13 protein-coding genes and 1 tRNA gene are annotated in these 16,141 nt (G+C 32.8%); 2 read left to right on the plus strand and 12 right to left on the minus strand.

The features are described 5' to 3' along the window. Nucleotides 1-64 precede the first annotated feature (64 nt). The 7 genes from cydB to QLS71_RS14355 all read right to left on the minus strand — a co-directional run bounded on the left by cydB (nucleotide 65) and on the right by QLS71_RS14355 (nucleotide 6,309). On the minus strand, nucleotides 65-1,141 hold the full coding sequence (gene cydB / locus QLS71_RS14325) for a cytochrome d ubiquinol oxidase subunit II (RefSeq protein WP_308993328.1): 1,077 nt from the start codon (nucleotides 1,139-1,141) through the stop codon (nucleotides 65-67). A 2-nt stretch (nucleotides 1,142-1,143) separates the two neighbouring features. Continuing rightward, nucleotides 1,144-2,475 carry a cytochrome ubiquinol oxidase subunit I gene (locus tag QLS71_RS14330; RefSeq protein ID WP_308993327.1) on the minus strand — a complete coding sequence of 444 codons (1,332 nt, stop codon included), beginning with the start codon at nucleotides 2,473-2,475 and terminating at the stop codon, nucleotides 1,144-1,146. A 213-nt stretch (nucleotides 2,476-2,688) separates the two neighbouring features. After that, complete coding sequence (gene trxA, locus QLS71_RS14335) at nucleotides 2,689-2,985, minus strand: thioredoxin (RefSeq protein ID WP_308993326.1); 297 nt, start codon at nucleotides 2,983-2,985, stop codon at nucleotides 2,689-2,691. 4 nt (nucleotides 2,986-2,989) lie between these two features. After that, nucleotides 2,990-3,331: a rhodanese-like domain-containing protein gene (locus tag QLS71_RS14340; RefSeq protein WP_308993325.1), complete on the minus strand. Its 342-nt coding sequence runs from the start codon at nucleotides 3,329-3,331 to the stop codon at nucleotides 2,990-2,992. 2 nt (nucleotides 3,332-3,333) lie between these two features. After that, entirely contained in the window at nucleotides 3,334-4,743 is a 1,410-nt protein-coding gene (locus QLS71_RS14345) for an MBL fold metallo-hydrolase (protein ID WP_308993324.1), read from the minus strand. Between the two features lie 68 nt (nucleotides 4,744-4,811). After that, complete coding sequence (locus QLS71_RS14350) at nucleotides 4,812-5,609, minus strand: sulfite exporter TauE/SafE family protein (RefSeq protein WP_308993323.1); 798 nt, start codon at nucleotides 5,607-5,609, stop codon at nucleotides 4,812-4,814. A gap of 67 nt (nucleotides 5,610-5,676) precedes the next feature. Beyond that, the gene (locus tag QLS71_RS14355; RefSeq protein ID WP_308993322.1) at nucleotides 5,677-6,309 is read right to left on the minus strand and encodes a Crp/Fnr family transcriptional regulator; all 633 of its coding nucleotides are present in this window, start codon (nucleotides 6,307-6,309) and stop codon (nucleotides 5,677-5,679) included. Between the two features lie 211 nt (nucleotides 6,310-6,520). Here QLS71_RS14355 and QLS71_RS14360 point away from each other — a divergent pair. Further along, a tRNA-Arg gene (locus QLS71_RS14360) sits at nucleotides 6,521-6,594 on the plus strand. A gap of 149 nt (nucleotides 6,595-6,743) precedes the next feature. On the opposite strand, the gene QLS71_RS14365 is transcribed toward QLS71_RS14360, so the two are convergent. The 5 genes from QLS71_RS14365 to QLS71_RS14385 all read right to left on the minus strand — a co-directional run bounded on the left by QLS71_RS14365 (nucleotide 6,744) and on the right by QLS71_RS14385 (nucleotide 14,849). Continuing rightward, nucleotides 6,744-8,297: a RagB/SusD family nutrient uptake outer membrane protein gene (locus QLS71_RS14365; protein ID WP_308993321.1), complete on the minus strand. Its 1,554-nt coding sequence runs from the start codon at nucleotides 8,295-8,297 to the stop codon at nucleotides 6,744-6,746. A 10-nt stretch (nucleotides 8,298-8,307) separates the two neighbouring features. Next, complete coding sequence (locus tag QLS71_RS14370) at nucleotides 8,308-11,760, minus strand: SusC/RagA family TonB-linked outer membrane protein (RefSeq protein WP_308993320.1); 3,453 nt, start codon at nucleotides 11,758-11,760, stop codon at nucleotides 8,308-8,310. A 196-nt stretch (nucleotides 11,761-11,956) separates the two neighbouring features. After that, the gene (locus QLS71_RS14375) at nucleotides 11,957-13,174 is read right to left on the minus strand and encodes a FecR domain-containing protein (RefSeq protein ID WP_308993319.1); all 1,218 of its coding nucleotides are present in this window, start codon (nucleotides 13,172-13,174) and stop codon (nucleotides 11,957-11,959) included. Nucleotides 13,175-13,414: 240 nt separating this feature from the next. Next, complete coding sequence (locus QLS71_RS14380) at nucleotides 13,415-14,041, minus strand: sigma-70 family RNA polymerase sigma factor (RefSeq protein WP_308993318.1); 627 nt, start codon at nucleotides 14,039-14,041, stop codon at nucleotides 13,415-13,417. A gap of 265 nt (nucleotides 14,042-14,306) precedes the next feature. Next, nucleotides 14,307-14,849 carry an RNA polymerase sigma-70 factor gene (locus tag QLS71_RS14385; protein WP_308993317.1) on the minus strand — a complete coding sequence of 181 codons (543 nt, stop codon included), beginning with the start codon at nucleotides 14,847-14,849 and terminating at the stop codon, nucleotides 14,307-14,309. Between the two features lie 114 nt (nucleotides 14,850-14,963). Here QLS71_RS14385 and QLS71_RS14390 point away from each other — a divergent pair, with 114 nt between their 5' ends. Then, nucleotides 14,964-16,136: a FecR domain-containing protein gene (locus QLS71_RS14390; protein ID WP_308993316.1), complete on the plus strand. Its 1,173-nt coding sequence runs from the start codon at nucleotides 14,964-14,966 to the stop codon at nucleotides 16,134-16,136. Nucleotides 16,137-16,141: the final 5 nt, after the last annotated feature.

Here is a 16,141-nt window from a genome sequence, read left to right on the forward strand (position 1 = left end):
TGTCAATTAATTTTATATATGAAACAAAGAACCAGCAAATTTGCTGGTTTTTTGTTTCATAATGTTAATGTTCACCATACCCAACATCATCCATTTTTCCTTTAAAAACTTTGTATTGAATTATAAAGTAGACGATAACCAATATAAAAGCAATAATAAACCAATTCAAACCAACTGCCAAGCCATAAGAATCTGCAGCCATATTATAGATGGTTAAATCGGGATTTGTAGTATTCGTGGAAGGTAATAATTTAGGAAATATTGATGCAACGGTAGAGCTGAGACCACCAAATAAAAATAAAGATGAAAAAATAAATCCTATCCCATCTTTTTTAAATGTTTTAACTTTAAATAAACCGAATAAGCCCGCAAAAGTTATCAAAGGAAACACCCAAAGCCAAGGATGTTTTATAAAATTATGAAAAGGCTTAGGTTCTATAATATGCCAAACTAATAATGATACGATAACCAAAGCAAGCAAAACAAAATTTAATTTAAAGATGACGCTTCTTAATTTGGTGTTTAGATCGGAATTAGTTTTATAAATAATCCAATTAGCGCCATGAATGGTTAATGCTACAACTCCTATAATTCCAAGTAAAATAGTAAACCAATCGATGATACCTAAATGTTCAGAATGTGGACTAAAGCTTGAATTCCATAAAGGTAAAAAGAAATAATGGGGCTCATGAGCGGAAACGCCATTTGTTACCATACCTAGATTAACCCCTCTAACCACATTGCCTAGAGCAATTCCAAAAAATAAGGCTAAAAGTAAACTGGCAATACCAAAGGCTTTATCCCAAATAGTTTCCCATAGTTTATTGTGTATTTGTCCGCGTAATTCTAAACCAATGGCTCTGAAAATAAGCAGCCATAGAATCATTATTAAAGGTAAATAAAACCCACTAAATGATGCTGCATACAGTGTAGGGAAAGCAAAAAATAAGACGCCTCCAACAGCAATAAGCCATACTTCATTAGCATCCCAAAAGGGGCCAATAGCATTTGTAATGGCTTTTTTATCTTTTTCGGTTTTAGCAAAAAATAAGTGAATAATGCCAGCTCCAAAATCATAACCATCTAAAATAATGTAAATGGTGAGCATGGTCATTAAAACGATATACCAAAATAATTCCATAGTTAGTGTGTTGTAATTTCTGGACCTTTATTAATAATTTTTCCAGCAATCATTAAAAATAGGAGTCCCAATAATAAATACAATCCAATAAAGCCTAATAAAGTAAATAGGGTGTTTCCAGCGGATACAGTAGGGGAAGCTCCAGCCGATGTTCTTAATAAATTATAAACCAACCAAGGTTGCCTTCCTAACTCAGCCGTATACCAACCTGTGGTATTGGCTATGTATGGAAAAGGTAACATAAACATAAGTGACCACAAAATCCATTTGGTTTTATAAAGTTTTTTTCTGAATAATTGTACAATAGCAGCTAGCATTAAACCAATGAAAATAGTACCTAACCCAACCATGATGTGATAAGCGTAATACAGACCAGGGACATTGGTGGGATGTACATCTTCATCAAACTCATTTAGGCCTTTTATTTCTGCATCCCATTTTTGATACGTTAAAAAGCTTAAGATATTAGGAACGGCAATTTTATTATCAAGTTTTTTATCTTTCATATCTGGCTGCCCTATTAAAATAATTTCTGAACCACCATCTTCCGTTTCAAAAATGCCTTCCATAGCAGCGAAGGTTACAGGTTGATGTTTTACAACATTTTTTGCCATCATATCGCCTGTAGGAAATGCTACAAGGATACTTGCTATTAACCCGAATATGACACCGGTTTTTACAAAAAGCTTTCCAAATTCACTATGCTTATTATTTAAAATATAAAATGAACCAATAGCAGCCACGACAAAAGAAGCCGTTACTAATGATGCAGCTTGATTATGTAAATAAGAAGGCCACAGCCATTCGTTTGTAAATAAGGCACTAAAATTAGTTAATACAAATTTGCCATTTTCTAAAATTTCATAACCTACAGGGTGTTGCATCCATGAATGCGTAGCGATGATTAAAAATCCGCTAGCCCATGAACCTAGAAATACTAAAAACCCCGTAACGAAATGTAATTTATGACCTAATAATTTTTCACCAAAAATGAAGAGTCCCAAAAATGAAGATTCTAAAAAGAATGAAAACATACCTTCCATTGCGAGGGTTTGCCCAATAATGCCGCCTGTAAGTTCAGAAAATTTGGCCCAATTAGTACCAAATTGGAATTCCATAGGGATTCCTGTAACAACACCCATAGCAAAATTAAGTGCAAAAATTTTCATCCAAAATTTCGCAGCATCATTATAAGTTTCTGTTTTGGTTCTTAAGAATTTCCATTTAAAATAGACAATCATTAAAGAGAGTCCCATGGTTAATTGCGGAAATAAGTAATGAAAGGTGATAGTAAATGCAAACTGCATTCTATCATAAAAGAGCATGTCTTCCATAAAAAGAATTTTGTAAGACAAAAATACAACACCTTCTGAACTTAAGCGCTATTTTTGAATATAGATTTATCCTTTTTTTGCTTTTTTAAATAAAAAAAGCATTCTAATGTTAGAATGCTTTAAGTGCTATTAATACCCCTCAGGGAAGTCTATTAAGACAGTGTAAAAGTATTTAAACCATTTAAATTGTTGAGTAACAAATGTTACATAGAGTTATAGATGAGATTGCAAAAGTGTTATTAATTCATTCTTTTGAACAACACCCGATTGCCTCCAAACTTGAACGCCATTTTTAAAAAGCAATAGGGTAGGGACACCTCTAACTTGATATTTGGTGGCCAGGGGTTGATTTTTATCAACATCAATTTTAATAATAGAAACTTTATCGCTTAATGTATCTTTTACCTCTTTTAGAATAGGACTCATCATTTTACATGGTCCACACCACTCCGCAAAAAAATCAACTAAAACAGGCTTGTCTTGACTTATTATTTTTGAAAAATTACTCATAGATTTAGTTTTTCCAATTTAAGAAGCCGCCTTTTAAATCATAAATTTCAGTAAAGCCCATTTTTGCTAGTTGGTTCGCGGCTTTGTTGCTTCGGTTACCACTTCTACAATATAAATAAATAGGTTTTTCTTTGTTTAGTTCCTCTAATTGAGTATTAAAATTACTAGAGAAAAAGTCGATGTTTTTAGCATCTTTAATATGCCCTGATTTAAATTCATTAACAGTTCTAACATCAATAAGTTGTACAGAATTACTAGTGATTTGTTTTTTGAATGCTTCGGGTGGTAATACTTTGATATTACTGTTTTGTACTTGAGTTCCAAAAAGGAATGAAAATAAAGTCATAATTATAATGTTGTTGGACATACGTAATCTGTTATGGGCATTTCTGCTTGTTTTATGGCATCAAAACCACCTGTTATATCAATTAAGTTGTGAATACCTCTGCTTTTTAGAATGGAGGCTGCAATCATGGATCTATAGCCACCAGCACAATGCAGGTAAAAAGTTTTGTTTTCAGGAAACTCATTCAAATGTTCATTTAAATAATCTAATGAAGTATGTTTGGCATTTTTTAAATGTTCAGATTTAAACTCATCGTCTTTTCGAACATCAAAAACAGGTGCTGCTTCTTTTTCTAAAGTTTGTTTTAATTCTGAAGCAGAAATAGAAGCTACCGTATCATATTCTAATCCAGCGTGTTTCCATGCTTCAAATCCTCCATCTAAATATCCTAAGGTTTTGTCGAAGCCAACACGTGATAATCGTATGATGGTTTCTTCTTCTTTTCCTTCTGGAGTCACCAGTAAAATAGGTTGTTCTACTTCTGCAATGAGGGCACCAACCCAAGGTGCAAAGTTTCCTTCAATTCCAATAAAAATAGATCTAGGAATATGACCTTTAGCAAATTCATCTTGATGACGAACATCTAAAACAATGGCACCTGTTTCGTTTGCAATTTGCTCAAATTCAGAAGGTGTTAAGGCAGTTGTTCCACGTTCTATAACATCTTCAACATCTTCATACCCTTCTTTATTCATTTTCACATTTAGAGGAAAGTATTGAGGAGGAGGTAATAAACCATCAGTAACTTCTTTAATAAATTCCGTTTTGGTCATATCCGCACGAAGCGCATAATTGGTTTTCTTTTGATTGCCAATAGTTCCAATGGTTTGTTTGCTTAAGTTTTTTCCGCAAGCAGAACCAGCACCATGTGCAGGATATACAATAACATCGTCGGCTAAAGGCATAATTTTGTTGCGTAAACTATCAAAAAGTAACCCAGCTAAATCTTCTTGCGTCATATTTGCTGCTTTTTGTGCTAGATCTGGTCTACCTACATCTCCTAAAAACAAGGTGTCTCCACTAAAAATAGCATGGTCATTTCCGTTTTCGTCTTTTAGTAAATACGTAGTGCTTTCCATAGTGTGCCCAGGTGTATGTAAGGCTGTTATGGTTATGTTTCCCAATTTAAAAACTTGTCCGTCTTTAGCTATTATAGCATCAAAAGTAGGATTTGCACTGGGACCATAAATTATAGGAGCTCCAGTAAGTTTTGAAAGTGTTACATGACCGCTAACAAAATCGGCATGAAAATGCGTTTCAAAAATATATTTAATTTTTGCGTTATGACGTGTGGCTTTATTAATGTATGGTGTTACTTCTCGTAAAGGATCAATAATAGCCACTTCGCCGTTACTTTCTATGTAATAAGCACCTTGTGCTAAGCATCCCGTGTATATTTGTTCAATCTTCATAATTCAATAGTTATTAATTGTAAAAATAAGTTATTTATAAAACTTTGATAGTAACAAAAGTTACAATTCTAGTTTTGAGTGAATTCTTTAATAATGATATAAACGGCCATGAACATGATAAACCAGCCAAACCCTTTTTTTAGTTTTTTGTTGGAAATGAATTTAGATAAATAGTCTCCTAAAAAAACACCTAAGATGGTTAACCCTGAAAATGTTAATAGGAACATCCAATCGGTATTTAAGGCATGTAAATCGCCTAAAAAGCCTATAATAGAATTTATAGCTATAATGACTAAAGAGGTACCCACCGCTTTTTTCATAGATAAACCAGCCCAAAGTACTAAAGCAGGTACATACAAAAAGCCGCCACCAGCACCAATTAAACCTGTAATAACACCAATTACTAAACCTTGTATAAATGTTTTATAATAAGGTTGTTTTATAAATAAACCGACTGTTTCTTTTTTTGTTTTTATCATGGACGTTGCTGCAGCAAGCATAACGATAGCAAAAAATAACATGATGGCTATTTCTTTGGTGATAACAAATCCGTTAAGATTAAAAATTTCTCCAGGAATATTTGGAACTAAATAACGTCTTGTAACATAAACAGCTATAAACGAAGGAAATGAAAAGGCTAATCCTGTTTTAAAATCAACTAGTTTTTTTTGATGTTTTTTGAATACCCCAAAAACAGATGAAGTTCCTACAACAAATAACGAATAAGCTGTTGCCACAACAGGGTTGTAACTCAAAAGGTATACCAATAGAGGAACAGTTAATATAGAACCACCGCCACCAATAAGACCAAGAACCACACCAATTATAAAAGCACCTAAAAAACCTAAAAAATCTATAATAGCCATTATTATGTTTTATGTTACAAAACTATACTACTTATAGAGTCAATTCAGTAACATAAGTTACAAAGCACTATAGGTCTAGAATTTTAATACTATTTCTGTGAAGTTCTATTTTACCGTCATTTTCCAAGGTTTTTAATAACCGTGAAATAACAACTCTGGAGGTATGTAAATCGAAAGCAATTTGTTGGTGTGTTACATGAATAACTTCGTTATGGTTTACCATGGCTTTATCCTTTAAGTGCTTAAAAAGACGTTCGTCCATTTTTAAAAAAGCAATAGTATCAATAGCTTCTAAAAGCTCAGTCATTCTATCATGGTAACTTTGTAGAATAAAATTCTGCCAACTTTTATATTTGCCCATCCATTCACTCATTTTTTCAATAGGAATCATAATAAGTTTAGTGGGTGTTTCTGCTATGGCTCTTATTTCACTTTTTTTTTGTCCCATGCAGCAAGACAAAGTCATAGCACAAGTATCGCCACGTTCAATAAAATAGAGTAATAGTTCGTCGCCTTTATCATCTTCACGTAAAATTTTTACGGCGCCGCTAACTAACAAAGGCATCGATTTAATATAATCCCCAATGTCTATTAGTTGGAAACCTTCTGGTATTTCTTTAAAAGTTCCAACACTGTTTATTTCCATTAATAGGCTTTCTTCAAAGAGGTAGCCATAGTTTTCTTTTAATTCATTAATCATTTTAATATGATTTGGAATCATAAAGGTATTGACTTATAATGGAAATACAGAAGAATTTAATATATTTAATGATGGTATTTACGTGGATATTAGACTTCTAATAAAAAAAGATAATCGTCTGATAAAAATATCAAGTTTATCTTTGTTAGATATATAGTTAATTTTATATTTGCACACCGATAAACAAAAATATTTTAGTTTGTCGTGTTGAGGGCTCTTAGCTCAGTTGGATAGAGCACCTCCCTTCTAAGGAGGCGGTCGCAGGTTCGAATCCTGCAGGGCTCACAAAAGGCTTCACTATTTTTAGTGGAGCTTTTTTGTTTTATATAGGGATTCTTTATTTTACGGAATATTACAATTTAAAAAAAAATCCAGGGAGAAAAGAATTTCTTTTCTCCCTGGAATATTATTAGAATAAAATTTGTAATGAATTTTTATTTGTAATCTAAATTTTGTTCCAGTTTTGGATTACGGTCAATTTCACTTTGTGCCAACGGTAAATAGTAATGTTTTGGTAAAAATTGCATTGGCTGAGTTCCTACAGTACTTACCCCGTTCAGTTTAGCTTCTGCAATTTTCCAACGTTTTAGATCAAAGTAACGCAGGCCTTCCATTGCAAGTTCTACTCTTCGTTCGTTACGGATGTATTCGCGTAATAATTCCTTTGTGTTATAGTCTGCTTGAACCACAGCTGGCATATTTACAGTTGCTCTGGCACGAACTTCATTAATAGCAGAATACACTGTACCATCGGGTCCAGTGGCTTCGTTTTTGGCTTCTGCATACATCAATAAAACATCAGCATATCTCAGGTGGATATAGTCCTGATGTGACGTCGGAGCTGTCGCTCCAGAGATCGGTATTTTGGAAAGATCGACATATTTCTCCATAATAAAACCTGTTATACTAGGATTATCAATAATTTGACTCACTTGGGTTGTCGGATTTTTCCATGTCTCATTTGGTAGTTTCATTGTCATACCCAGTCGTGGATCGCGGTTTGCATAATTGGTATTATCAAGTGGTGATGTGCTTGACGAATTACCGTCGGTCATTTGATAAGAATCAGCAAAATCTTTAAAAGGTTGTAAAAGTGCCCAGTTTGCCATTTCTACTTCATAACCAGCAGACTGCGGACTCAAACGTTGTGGATTACCCAATGCATAATTGGTAGAAAACATAATTTCTCTGTTCACGGCTGCATTGGCCTGTCCATCAATAAGGAATAAATCTTTATAACTGTTAGATAACTGAAATTTTAAACCGATAATAATGTCATTTAAAACAGTTGCAGCTTCAGGCCATTTTTCTTGTGTAAGTAATACGCGACCAAGTAAAGCCTGTGCACTACCTTTTACGGCATGACCAGAATATTTTGTATCTGGAAGTTTGGCAATTGCAAAATTTAGATCTTCTTCAATAAAAGTATAGATTTCAGCTTTACTGCTTTTGGCTATTTTTCCTTCTTCAATTTTCGTAAAATACTTTTTATACACAGGTACTTCTCCGAATAACTGAACCAAATCAAAATAACACAAAGCTCGTATAAATCTTACTTCAGCTTTATAGATATCCAATTGAGCTGGTAAAATGTTATCCTTAGCATTGTCGACGTTATCTAGAAACAAATTACAACTTGTAATTGCGCGGTATGGTGAAGAGTACATGTTATTGATAGCACCTCCTGTTGATGGTGATATATTACCCAGTGTCATTTCAAATATATATCTTTGGTTAAAGTTTATTTCACAATAGGCATTGTCTGTGAGCCCTTCAAAATAAATTCTTTCATATCCAAGAAAATTTTGTTGGAGGCGTGAATATACGCCTGCCAATCCAGTTTCCACATCGGCTTTAGTATTCCAGAACCCTTGGCTTGAAACACTGTCCAAAGGATTTTTGTCAAGGAAATCCGATTCACAAGAAGTGGAGATAAAAACCAGCAAAATGATTATCGGCAATCGTAAAATTTTATATTTATTCTTCATGATAGTCTTTTTAGAATTTAACATTTAAACCAAAGTTTATGATACGAGCTTGCGGATACGACAGATAAACATTCTGATAGGAGGTCAAAGAACGTTCTGGATCCTGACCTTCAAACTTTGTAAAGGTTAGTAGGTTATCTCCTGAAACATATACCACGCAATCTTTAGCTTTGATATTTTTGATGAAGCTAGCGGGTAGGGTGTATGAAAGCATGACGCTTTTTAAGCGGAGGTATGAACCATCCTGTAAAAAGTAAGTGGAATTACTATAACTATTTACACCAGCATATCCGTCAGTATGCAATGCAGGTAGTTTGTTTGTTGGATTTTGTGGAGTCCATGCATTTCGCCACTTGGGCATTGGAGGCATACCTCCTGCAAAGGGCTGAGGACCCCAAAAAGACATAACTGATTTTTGACCTTCTACTCCCTGAAAGAAAAGATTCAGATTAAATTGTTTATAATCGAAGTTAAATCCGAAGGCATATGAGAATTTTGGATATAATCCACTTACTGGTTGACGGTCATCACCATTGATGATCCCGTCAGGAACTCCATTAGGACCAGAAACATCTTTCATTTTCAAATCGCCTGCTTTGGGATTGGGATTTAAAGTACTCGTTGGGAAATTAGGGTCTGTGAGATCGGATTCTTGAACAATACCATCCCAAATGTATAAGTTCATTTCGTTATATGGGGAACCATCAGCTCTTATGGTATTTCCAATACTGGGGGCACTAATATGAACTACTTCATTTTTAAATTTTGATATCTGAAAGTAGGTATCGTAGTTTAATTCTCCGATTTGGTTACGGTGTGTTAAATTCAATTCAAAACCACGGTTGCGCATTTTCCCATCGTTCAGGGTTGGGTCAGACAATCCCATACTTACCGGTATGGGTTGTTTAGCAAGAATGTCATAAGTATATTTGTCAAACCAATCGAAGGTAGCTCCCAGTAATCCATTCTTGATATTAAGATCGAAACCTATATCTGTAATTCGGGTGGTTTCCCATCTTAAACTTTGATCTTTGAAGGTATTTACAACGGCTCCCTGAGTCAGTGTGGATCCAAAAGGATATGAAACTGTGATATCTAAATTGTCTTGATAAGCATATGCGCCAATATCTGAGTTTCCTAATATTCCATAAGATCCTCTCAATTTAAAGCTATTTAACCAAGATAATTTGTCTTTAATAAATTTTTCTTCAGATACTACCCATCCAACAGATGCAGAAGGGAATACCCCCCATCTGTAATCAGGAGACACTTTAGACGTTCCATCATAGCGAATATTACCTTCAAAAAGATATTTGTTTTTAAAGCTATAGTTGACACGTCCGAATAGAGATTGCAAACCCCATTCATAAGGAGCATTATAGCCAAGCATACGAGTTGTTTGTTTAAACAACTCTTGATTGGTAGCTGTATAAGCTTGAAGTTCGGTAAGCGCAGGATTTACTGAATTTGGTCTCGTTGCTCTTAACTGTTGATGTCTGAAGCTGTTCTGCTCATAACCCCCCAAAACTGAAAAATCATGATTCTCAGCAAATGTGTTCTGGTAGGTGGCGACTGAATAAAAAGTTTTAGTAATATCTTTTGAATAATCGTCAGTAACACCAAGTACATCAGCATTTTTTGGAATAGCTAGGTAATCTCCTGTTATTGGATCTCTTTCATGTAATGAATAAGCGGTATAATTCTGCTGATGCATTTTGTAAAAAACGTCTACATAATTAATAGCCGCCTTAGTTGTCCAAGTAAGCCCTTTGAAAGGCTTGATATCGACATAAATTTGTGGGTTTATATTTGTCTCTTTATAATACTGTTCTCCCATAATAAAAGATTCCTGTAACCCTGGTCTTGGACGAAAAGAAGCTTCAGAAGCATAAGCTCTTGTTACAGGACGTCCACTTCCGTCTGGCAGGTAAGGCTCATTAAGTGGACTTGCAGTATAAATATACATGGGTGTGAATAATGAATTAGCCGAGGGTTGCCCTGTGTATTTACTAGTCAAATTAATGGTTGTTCCAAGTGTTACCCATTTACTAAGTTCAAGATCATTGTTTATCAAACCATTATATCGTGTGAATTTGTAGCCAGGAATCATAGAATTTTGGTCGAGATAACCAAAAGAAACATTATAAGTATTGCTTTCACCACCCCCTGCAACGGACAAGTTATGGTTTTTTACGGTTGCATTTTGGAACCAGTAATCAAGCGCATCAAAATTGGGATACTCTTTACTCCCAGCGGGTGCGTTGCGATAAGCATCAATATTGGCTTGAGTATATGGTATAGGCTTTCCATCGTTAGCAGATGCCGTGTTGAGCATTTCCATATATTCAACAGAATTGGTAATGAAATCGGGTAGCCTTGTAGGTGATTGAATGGAAATATTAGTACTGAAATTAATTACAGGGGCTCCCTTTTTTCCTCTTTTCGTAGTAACCAAAATAACCCCATTGGCTGCTCGTGCCCCGTATATAGCTGCCGATGAGGCATCCTTTAATACAGTAACAGTTTCAATGTCAGCAGGTGAAAGGTTATTTAGCGATCCTGAAACGCCATCAATCAAAATCAATGGATCATTGCTTGCACCGTAAGATCCAAATCCTCTTATACGTATATTAGGGCTATCCAAACCCGGTTCCGCACCTGGTTGTGTTACATTTACTCCCGTAAGACGTCCTTGAAGAAGGTTGGATGAATTTGTCTGAGGTCTGGTTGTTAGTACTTTACCTGAAACATTATCTACAGAGCCTGTTAAATTTATTTTTTTCTGAGTACCATATCCAACAACCACCACTTCGCCTAAGCCCAAGAGGTCTTCTTCCAACACAACATCTATTTGTAATTGATTACCCACTGAAATTTCCTCAGTTTTCATTCCAAGATAAAAGAACACCAAAATGGCATTTTTATTAGAAACGTTTATTGAGTAGCTCCCATTAAAATCTGTAACCACCCCATTGGCTGTTCCCTTTTCGAGAATATTGGTTCCTGCAAGAGGTATTCCTTCTTTATCGGTAATTGTACCCGTAATTTTAATCTGATCTTGAATAATAACATCATTAGCAGAAGTTTCTTTTTTTTGTTTATTAGTAGTTAATATAATTTGCTTATCAATAACCTTGTAATTAATAGATCCATCTGTAAAAAGGCTATTAAGAATTTTTGTTATTAATTGCTGCTTTACTTGGATATTAATCTTTCGATCTAAATCCAATTCGTTTTTACTATAGAAAAATTTAAATTCTGTTTTGTTTTCAATGACTTTAATAATTTCAAATAATGAAGTCTCTTTAAAATTTAAATCAATTTTAGTTTTTTGGCTATAACTAGTCTCAGCCTGTAGTTGGAAAAAAGTTACTATAAAAAGAAAGAGAGAAATTTTCATTTTTAAGTTGAATTTTGGAAGTATAATGTGGTGCCTTCCTTTTGTGCTTAATAGTTTTTTCATAATTTTGTTTGATTTTGGTTGAAATACGCGACTTAAATCATTTTTTCTAAATCGGGGAGTGTTCCAGCACTTTCCGATTTTTGTTTGTGTTTTTTTTAATTCATAGTTGTATTGATTTTAGCTCTTTTTTTGAAATAATTCCAAAAAAAGAAAGTTTATAATTCATCGATTTATTAGTCTTATTATTTTTCTAAAATTAATTCTGTTTTTGATTAATGATTATGTTATTTCCATTTCTTACATATTCAAATGGTGTATGTTCTTGACATACTTTTAAAATGTCATCTAAGGATTCATCAGTGAAAGTTCCCGTAAAAAGTTTCTTATTCAATTGGACGTATTTGTTGTTTATAACCACATCAAAATGTCTTTCTAGTTCATATAAAATGAGCTCAAAACGATCTTCAATAAACAACAGTTTCCCTTCAGTCCAGGCAGTATATTTACTTGTATCTACTTTATTAATGGCAATAATTCCGTCTTTAAAAACCGCTCGTTGATTGGGTGCAATTGTTATAGCTTTTTGACTTCCATCATTATTGGATTTATAGACGCCTACACTTCCTTCAACCAATACTGTTGAGGTATTATTTTCATTTTTATAACTTGTTACATTAAACTTTGTACCAAATACGCGTGTATTCATTTCGTCAGTTATTACAGTAAATGGACGATCTTCATCCTTTTCTATAGAAAAAAAAGCTTCTCCATCTAGAAAAACATCTCTTGGAGCGTCTTTTAAAAACGACGTAGGGTAACGCAATTTTGATCCTGAATTTAAAAAAACATGACTCCCATCGGAAAGGACTAGTTGAAATGTTTTGCCGTAAGGAACCGTTAATTTATTATAAGTTAGAACTTCTTCGTCTTTGGAGGCTTCCTTGTTATACAAAAGTTTATTCTGCTCCTGTTTAATAATTTGTTGTCCTTTACTATCGGTGATGGTTCCAGAAGATATGGGGTCTACTATTTTTATCGTACCATCTTCTAATTCTAAAGTTATTTGATTGGTAATATCCGTTGAAATGTTTTCACTTGTTTTATTAAAAATATGTGAATTATATAATTTGATAGTGGCTATTAAAACTCCTACAAACACAGCTGCTATCTTTGCAACATAACTCCATTTGCCAGAAAAAATATTTTTAGAAAAGGCAAAAGACCTACTTGTATCATTTCTTCTTTGAACAATGTTTTGCCATATGCCATCAAAATTTTCTTCAGGTAGTTGTTCAGAGTCTGATCGTAAAAGCTTTATAAAATAGGCAGCATTATTAATAATTTCCTTTTTTTCAGGATGCAAGGCTATCCAGTTTTCCCAAAAGTTTACAGACATAGAGTTTGGGGTCAAAACCCATTTCTGAAAATATTCGTCCTTAATAAAATCCTCTTCAGAATATTTAATATATTTCATTTTTTAATAACAATTTAGTAGGCAGGACATAACCTTAATTAGGAAAGGGTACAGCCTTTTTTAGATAAGAGAAGGTAAATCTAATTTTACCCCATGGAAACTTACTTTTTTTTGAAAAAATATTTGTTAGCTAAAAAATTATTGAAGAATTTATTAAAAAAATAAAATGAGTTCTAATAGAAATGGTTATAGATTGATGTTAGAGCTTAAGCCTAGAACAGTAGGATAATTAGGTTCTAATTAATTATTTAAGTTCTTTCTTAGAAATTGAATAGTACGCCCCATTAACTTATAAGTACTTTTTTTGCTTAAGGACATAACCTCGCTTATTTCTTCATAACTTAAATGGGCATAATATTTTAGATGAATAATCTCTTTTTGTCTATCGGTAAGTTTTTTTATAGACTCTCGTAATTTTTTGCGTTGTTGATTAAATTGCTGCTTTTCAATTAAGCTATGCTCAAAGGAGGGGTTTTCTTCAGCATCAGAATCGGAAAGTAAAGAGATATCTGTAGTTTTTCTATTTTTTATAGATTCTGAAATTAATTTTCGTCTAAGTGATTTATATAAATATGACTTTATAGATTTTACATCGCCTAATTTATGCTTGGTATTCCATATTTCAACAAAAAGATCTTGAATACAATCTTTAATTAAATTTTTGTCATTAACCAATTTTAAACCATAATTGTACAAGAGAGCTACATTATTTTTATAGATGCTGGCATACGCAGATTCACTTCCAGATTGAAAATCATGCCACAGTTGAGAATGCTTTTCTTTACCATCGATGCTAGAATCATTTCTAGATATGGTTTGCACATCTTTAATAAAACTACTTTGGTAATGAGGGAATTTTAATGCCAATATATTAGTTATTTAATAGAAATTGCACATAAAATTCAAATATATAATAAAATATTGAATGAATTAATAATAAATTAACAAACGGTTGATTAATTTAATTTTAAGGAACTCGTATGAGTTATTTCTTCTACATGCACATTTTACTTTTTTAATTCATTAAGTTCTTAGTAGTCCATTGCTATCTTTACTCTAACAATAAAGAACGTTTATTAAAAAACATATACTTTATAGTTGTGAAAAAATGATTAGATATTTCTTTGTGGAATTATATTTTTTTTCTGCATTTTTTTTTTAAAGTGGTAAATGCTTTATTTATATGAGCTTCAACAGCTTTAATTGATATATCTAAATAATTTGCTATTTCTATGTTTGTTAAACCTTCTTTTCTACTTAAAATAAATACTTTTTTACATTTTGGTGGTAGATTTTCAATTTCAAAAGCGATATGTTTTAGGCTATTTTCAAAAAAGGTTTCATCGTTACTTGCAATAACGTTTTCTAAGGCTTCACTGTACTTTTGTTCTAAAAGCACGATGGATTTATTTTGTTTGTATTGGTTTATAAATTCATTATGAACAGATCGGTACAGATAATTTTGAAAAGAAACAGATATTTTAAGTTTAGTTCGTTTTTCCCATGTTTTTAAAAATACATTTTGCAAAATGTCTTGAGCCATTGCTGCATCATGTGTAAGGGAAATGGCATACGCAAATAGCGGCTTGTTATACTTATCTAAGGCATATACAAAAGCGCTTTCATCACCACGTCTTATTCCTTGAATTAAATCGTTTTGGTTTTCGTAATTCATTTAGTTGGCTAATGTAATAATCTTGGAAATTTATAAAAAAAAAAATAAAAAAGATGAATCAATAACTAGGGTTTTTAAAATGGGAACTGTCATACTATAAATCAATTGCATACAATGAATCATAAATTAATAGAAAACGCCATTATTAAATACTTAGTAGGTGAAGCAGATAGAAATGATTTAGATGTGTTATTTGAATGGATTCAAGATCCTAAAAACCAAATGTTGTTTGAGCATTATGTAGAAGTGCATTACAAAGTAAATTTAATTATGTCTGAACCTAATATAGATGAAATTAAGAAACATTTAATTACCCAAATTAGAAGTGATAATAGAAAAATACGTCAGGTGAAAAGACGTAAATCTATATTAAAATATGCAGCAGTTGTTGTATTATGTTTGTCGCTGGGAGGAGTTTACATGTTCAAAAAGAATCAAATAAAACAAATTCCAGAGGTACATATTTCAGAAGATTTAAAGACAACTATACAACAAGGCACGGATAAAGCTATATTAACATTAAATAATGGAGAACACATACCTTTAGCCAAAGGGGAAACGTTTGAAAGTGTTAATGTTGTAAGTAATGGGGAAGAGATTGTATACCAAGGAAAAGCTGGTAATAAAGAGATTGTTTACAATGTATTAACCATTCCTCGCGGGGGGAAATTCTTTATTAAGTTGGCAGATGGAACCGAGGTTTGGTTAAATTCTGATACGCAATTAAAATACCCAACAGGTTTTATAGATGGCAAATTGCGAGAAGTTGAATTGGTTTATGGTGAAGCTTATTTTCATGTATCTCCCAGTACTAACCACAAGGGATCCTCTTTTACGGTTTTAAATAAATCGCAAAAAATAGAAGTATTGGGAACAGTATTTAACATTAAAGCTTATAACGACGAAACTCATATTTACACAACTTTGGTTGAAGGCAAAGTGGCTGTAAATTATGAAGGGGTATTAAAACCGTTAAAACCTAATGAACAATCGAACGTAGATTTAGATAATAAAAGTATATCTGTAAAAGTTGTTGATATAGAGGAGGTTGTTTCTTGGAGAATGGGTGTTTTTACATTTAATAAAAAGCCTTTGAAGGACATTATGAAAGTTATTTCAAGATGGTATGATGTAGATGTTGTTTTCGAAGATAAAAGTTTAGAGACTTTAAACTTTACAGGAGTACTTAGTAAAAATCAAAATTTAGAAGAAATTTTAAAAACAATAAACAATTTAAGTATAATCAAAAAATATGAAATTTATGACAAAAAGATAGTATTGAAATAAAAAAA

The organism is Mariniflexile litorale, from assembly GCF_031128465.2.
In the GTDB taxonomy this organism is placed as follows: Bacteria; Bacteroidota; Bacteroidia; order Flavobacteriales; family Flavobacteriaceae; genus Mariniflexile; species Mariniflexile litorale.

Excerpts from the sequence above, each read along its gene's own strand:
- cydB (WP_308993328.1), bottom strand. The coding sequence starts at position 1,141 with ATGGAATTATTTTGGTATATCGTTTTAATGACCATGCTCACCATTTAC.
- QLS71_RS14330 (WP_308993327.1), bottom strand. The coding sequence starts at position 2,475 with ATGGAAGACATGCTCTTTTATGATAGAATGCAGTTTGCATTTACTATC.
- trxA (WP_308993326.1), bottom strand. The coding sequence starts at position 2,985 with ATGAGTAATTTTTCAAAAATAATAAGTCAAGACAAGCCTGTTTTAGTT.
- QLS71_RS14340 (WP_308993325.1), bottom strand. The coding sequence starts at position 3,331 with ATGACTTTATTTTCATTCCTTTTTGGAACTCAAGTACAAAACAGTAAT.
- QLS71_RS14345 (WP_308993324.1), bottom strand. The coding sequence starts at position 4,743 with ATGAAGATTGAACAAATATACACGGGATGCTTAGCACAAGGTGCTTAT.
- QLS71_RS14350 (WP_308993323.1), bottom strand. The coding sequence starts at position 5,609 with ATGGCTATTATAGATTTTTTAGGTTTTTTAGGTGCTTTTATAATTGGT.
- QLS71_RS14355 (WP_308993322.1), bottom strand. The coding sequence starts at position 6,309 with ATGATTAATGAATTAAAAGAAAACTATGGCTACCTCTTTGAAGAAAGC.
- QLS71_RS14365 (WP_308993321.1), bottom strand. The coding sequence starts at position 8,297 with ATGAAGAATAAATATAAAATTTTACGATTGCCGATAATCATTTTGCTG.
- QLS71_RS14370 (WP_308993320.1), bottom strand. The coding sequence starts at position 11,760 with ATGAAAAAACTATTAAGCACAAAAGGAAGGCACCACATTATACTTCCA.
- QLS71_RS14375 (WP_308993319.1), bottom strand. The coding sequence starts at position 13,174 with ATGAAATATATTAAATATTCTGAAGAGGATTTTATTAAGGACGAATAT.
- QLS71_RS14385 (WP_308993317.1), bottom strand. The coding sequence starts at position 14,849 with ATGAATTACGAAAACCAAAACGATTTAATTCAAGGAATAAGACGTGGT.
- QLS71_RS14390 (WP_308993316.1), top strand. The coding sequence starts at position 14,964 with ATGAATCATAAATTAATAGAAAACGCCATTATTAAATACTTAGTAGGT.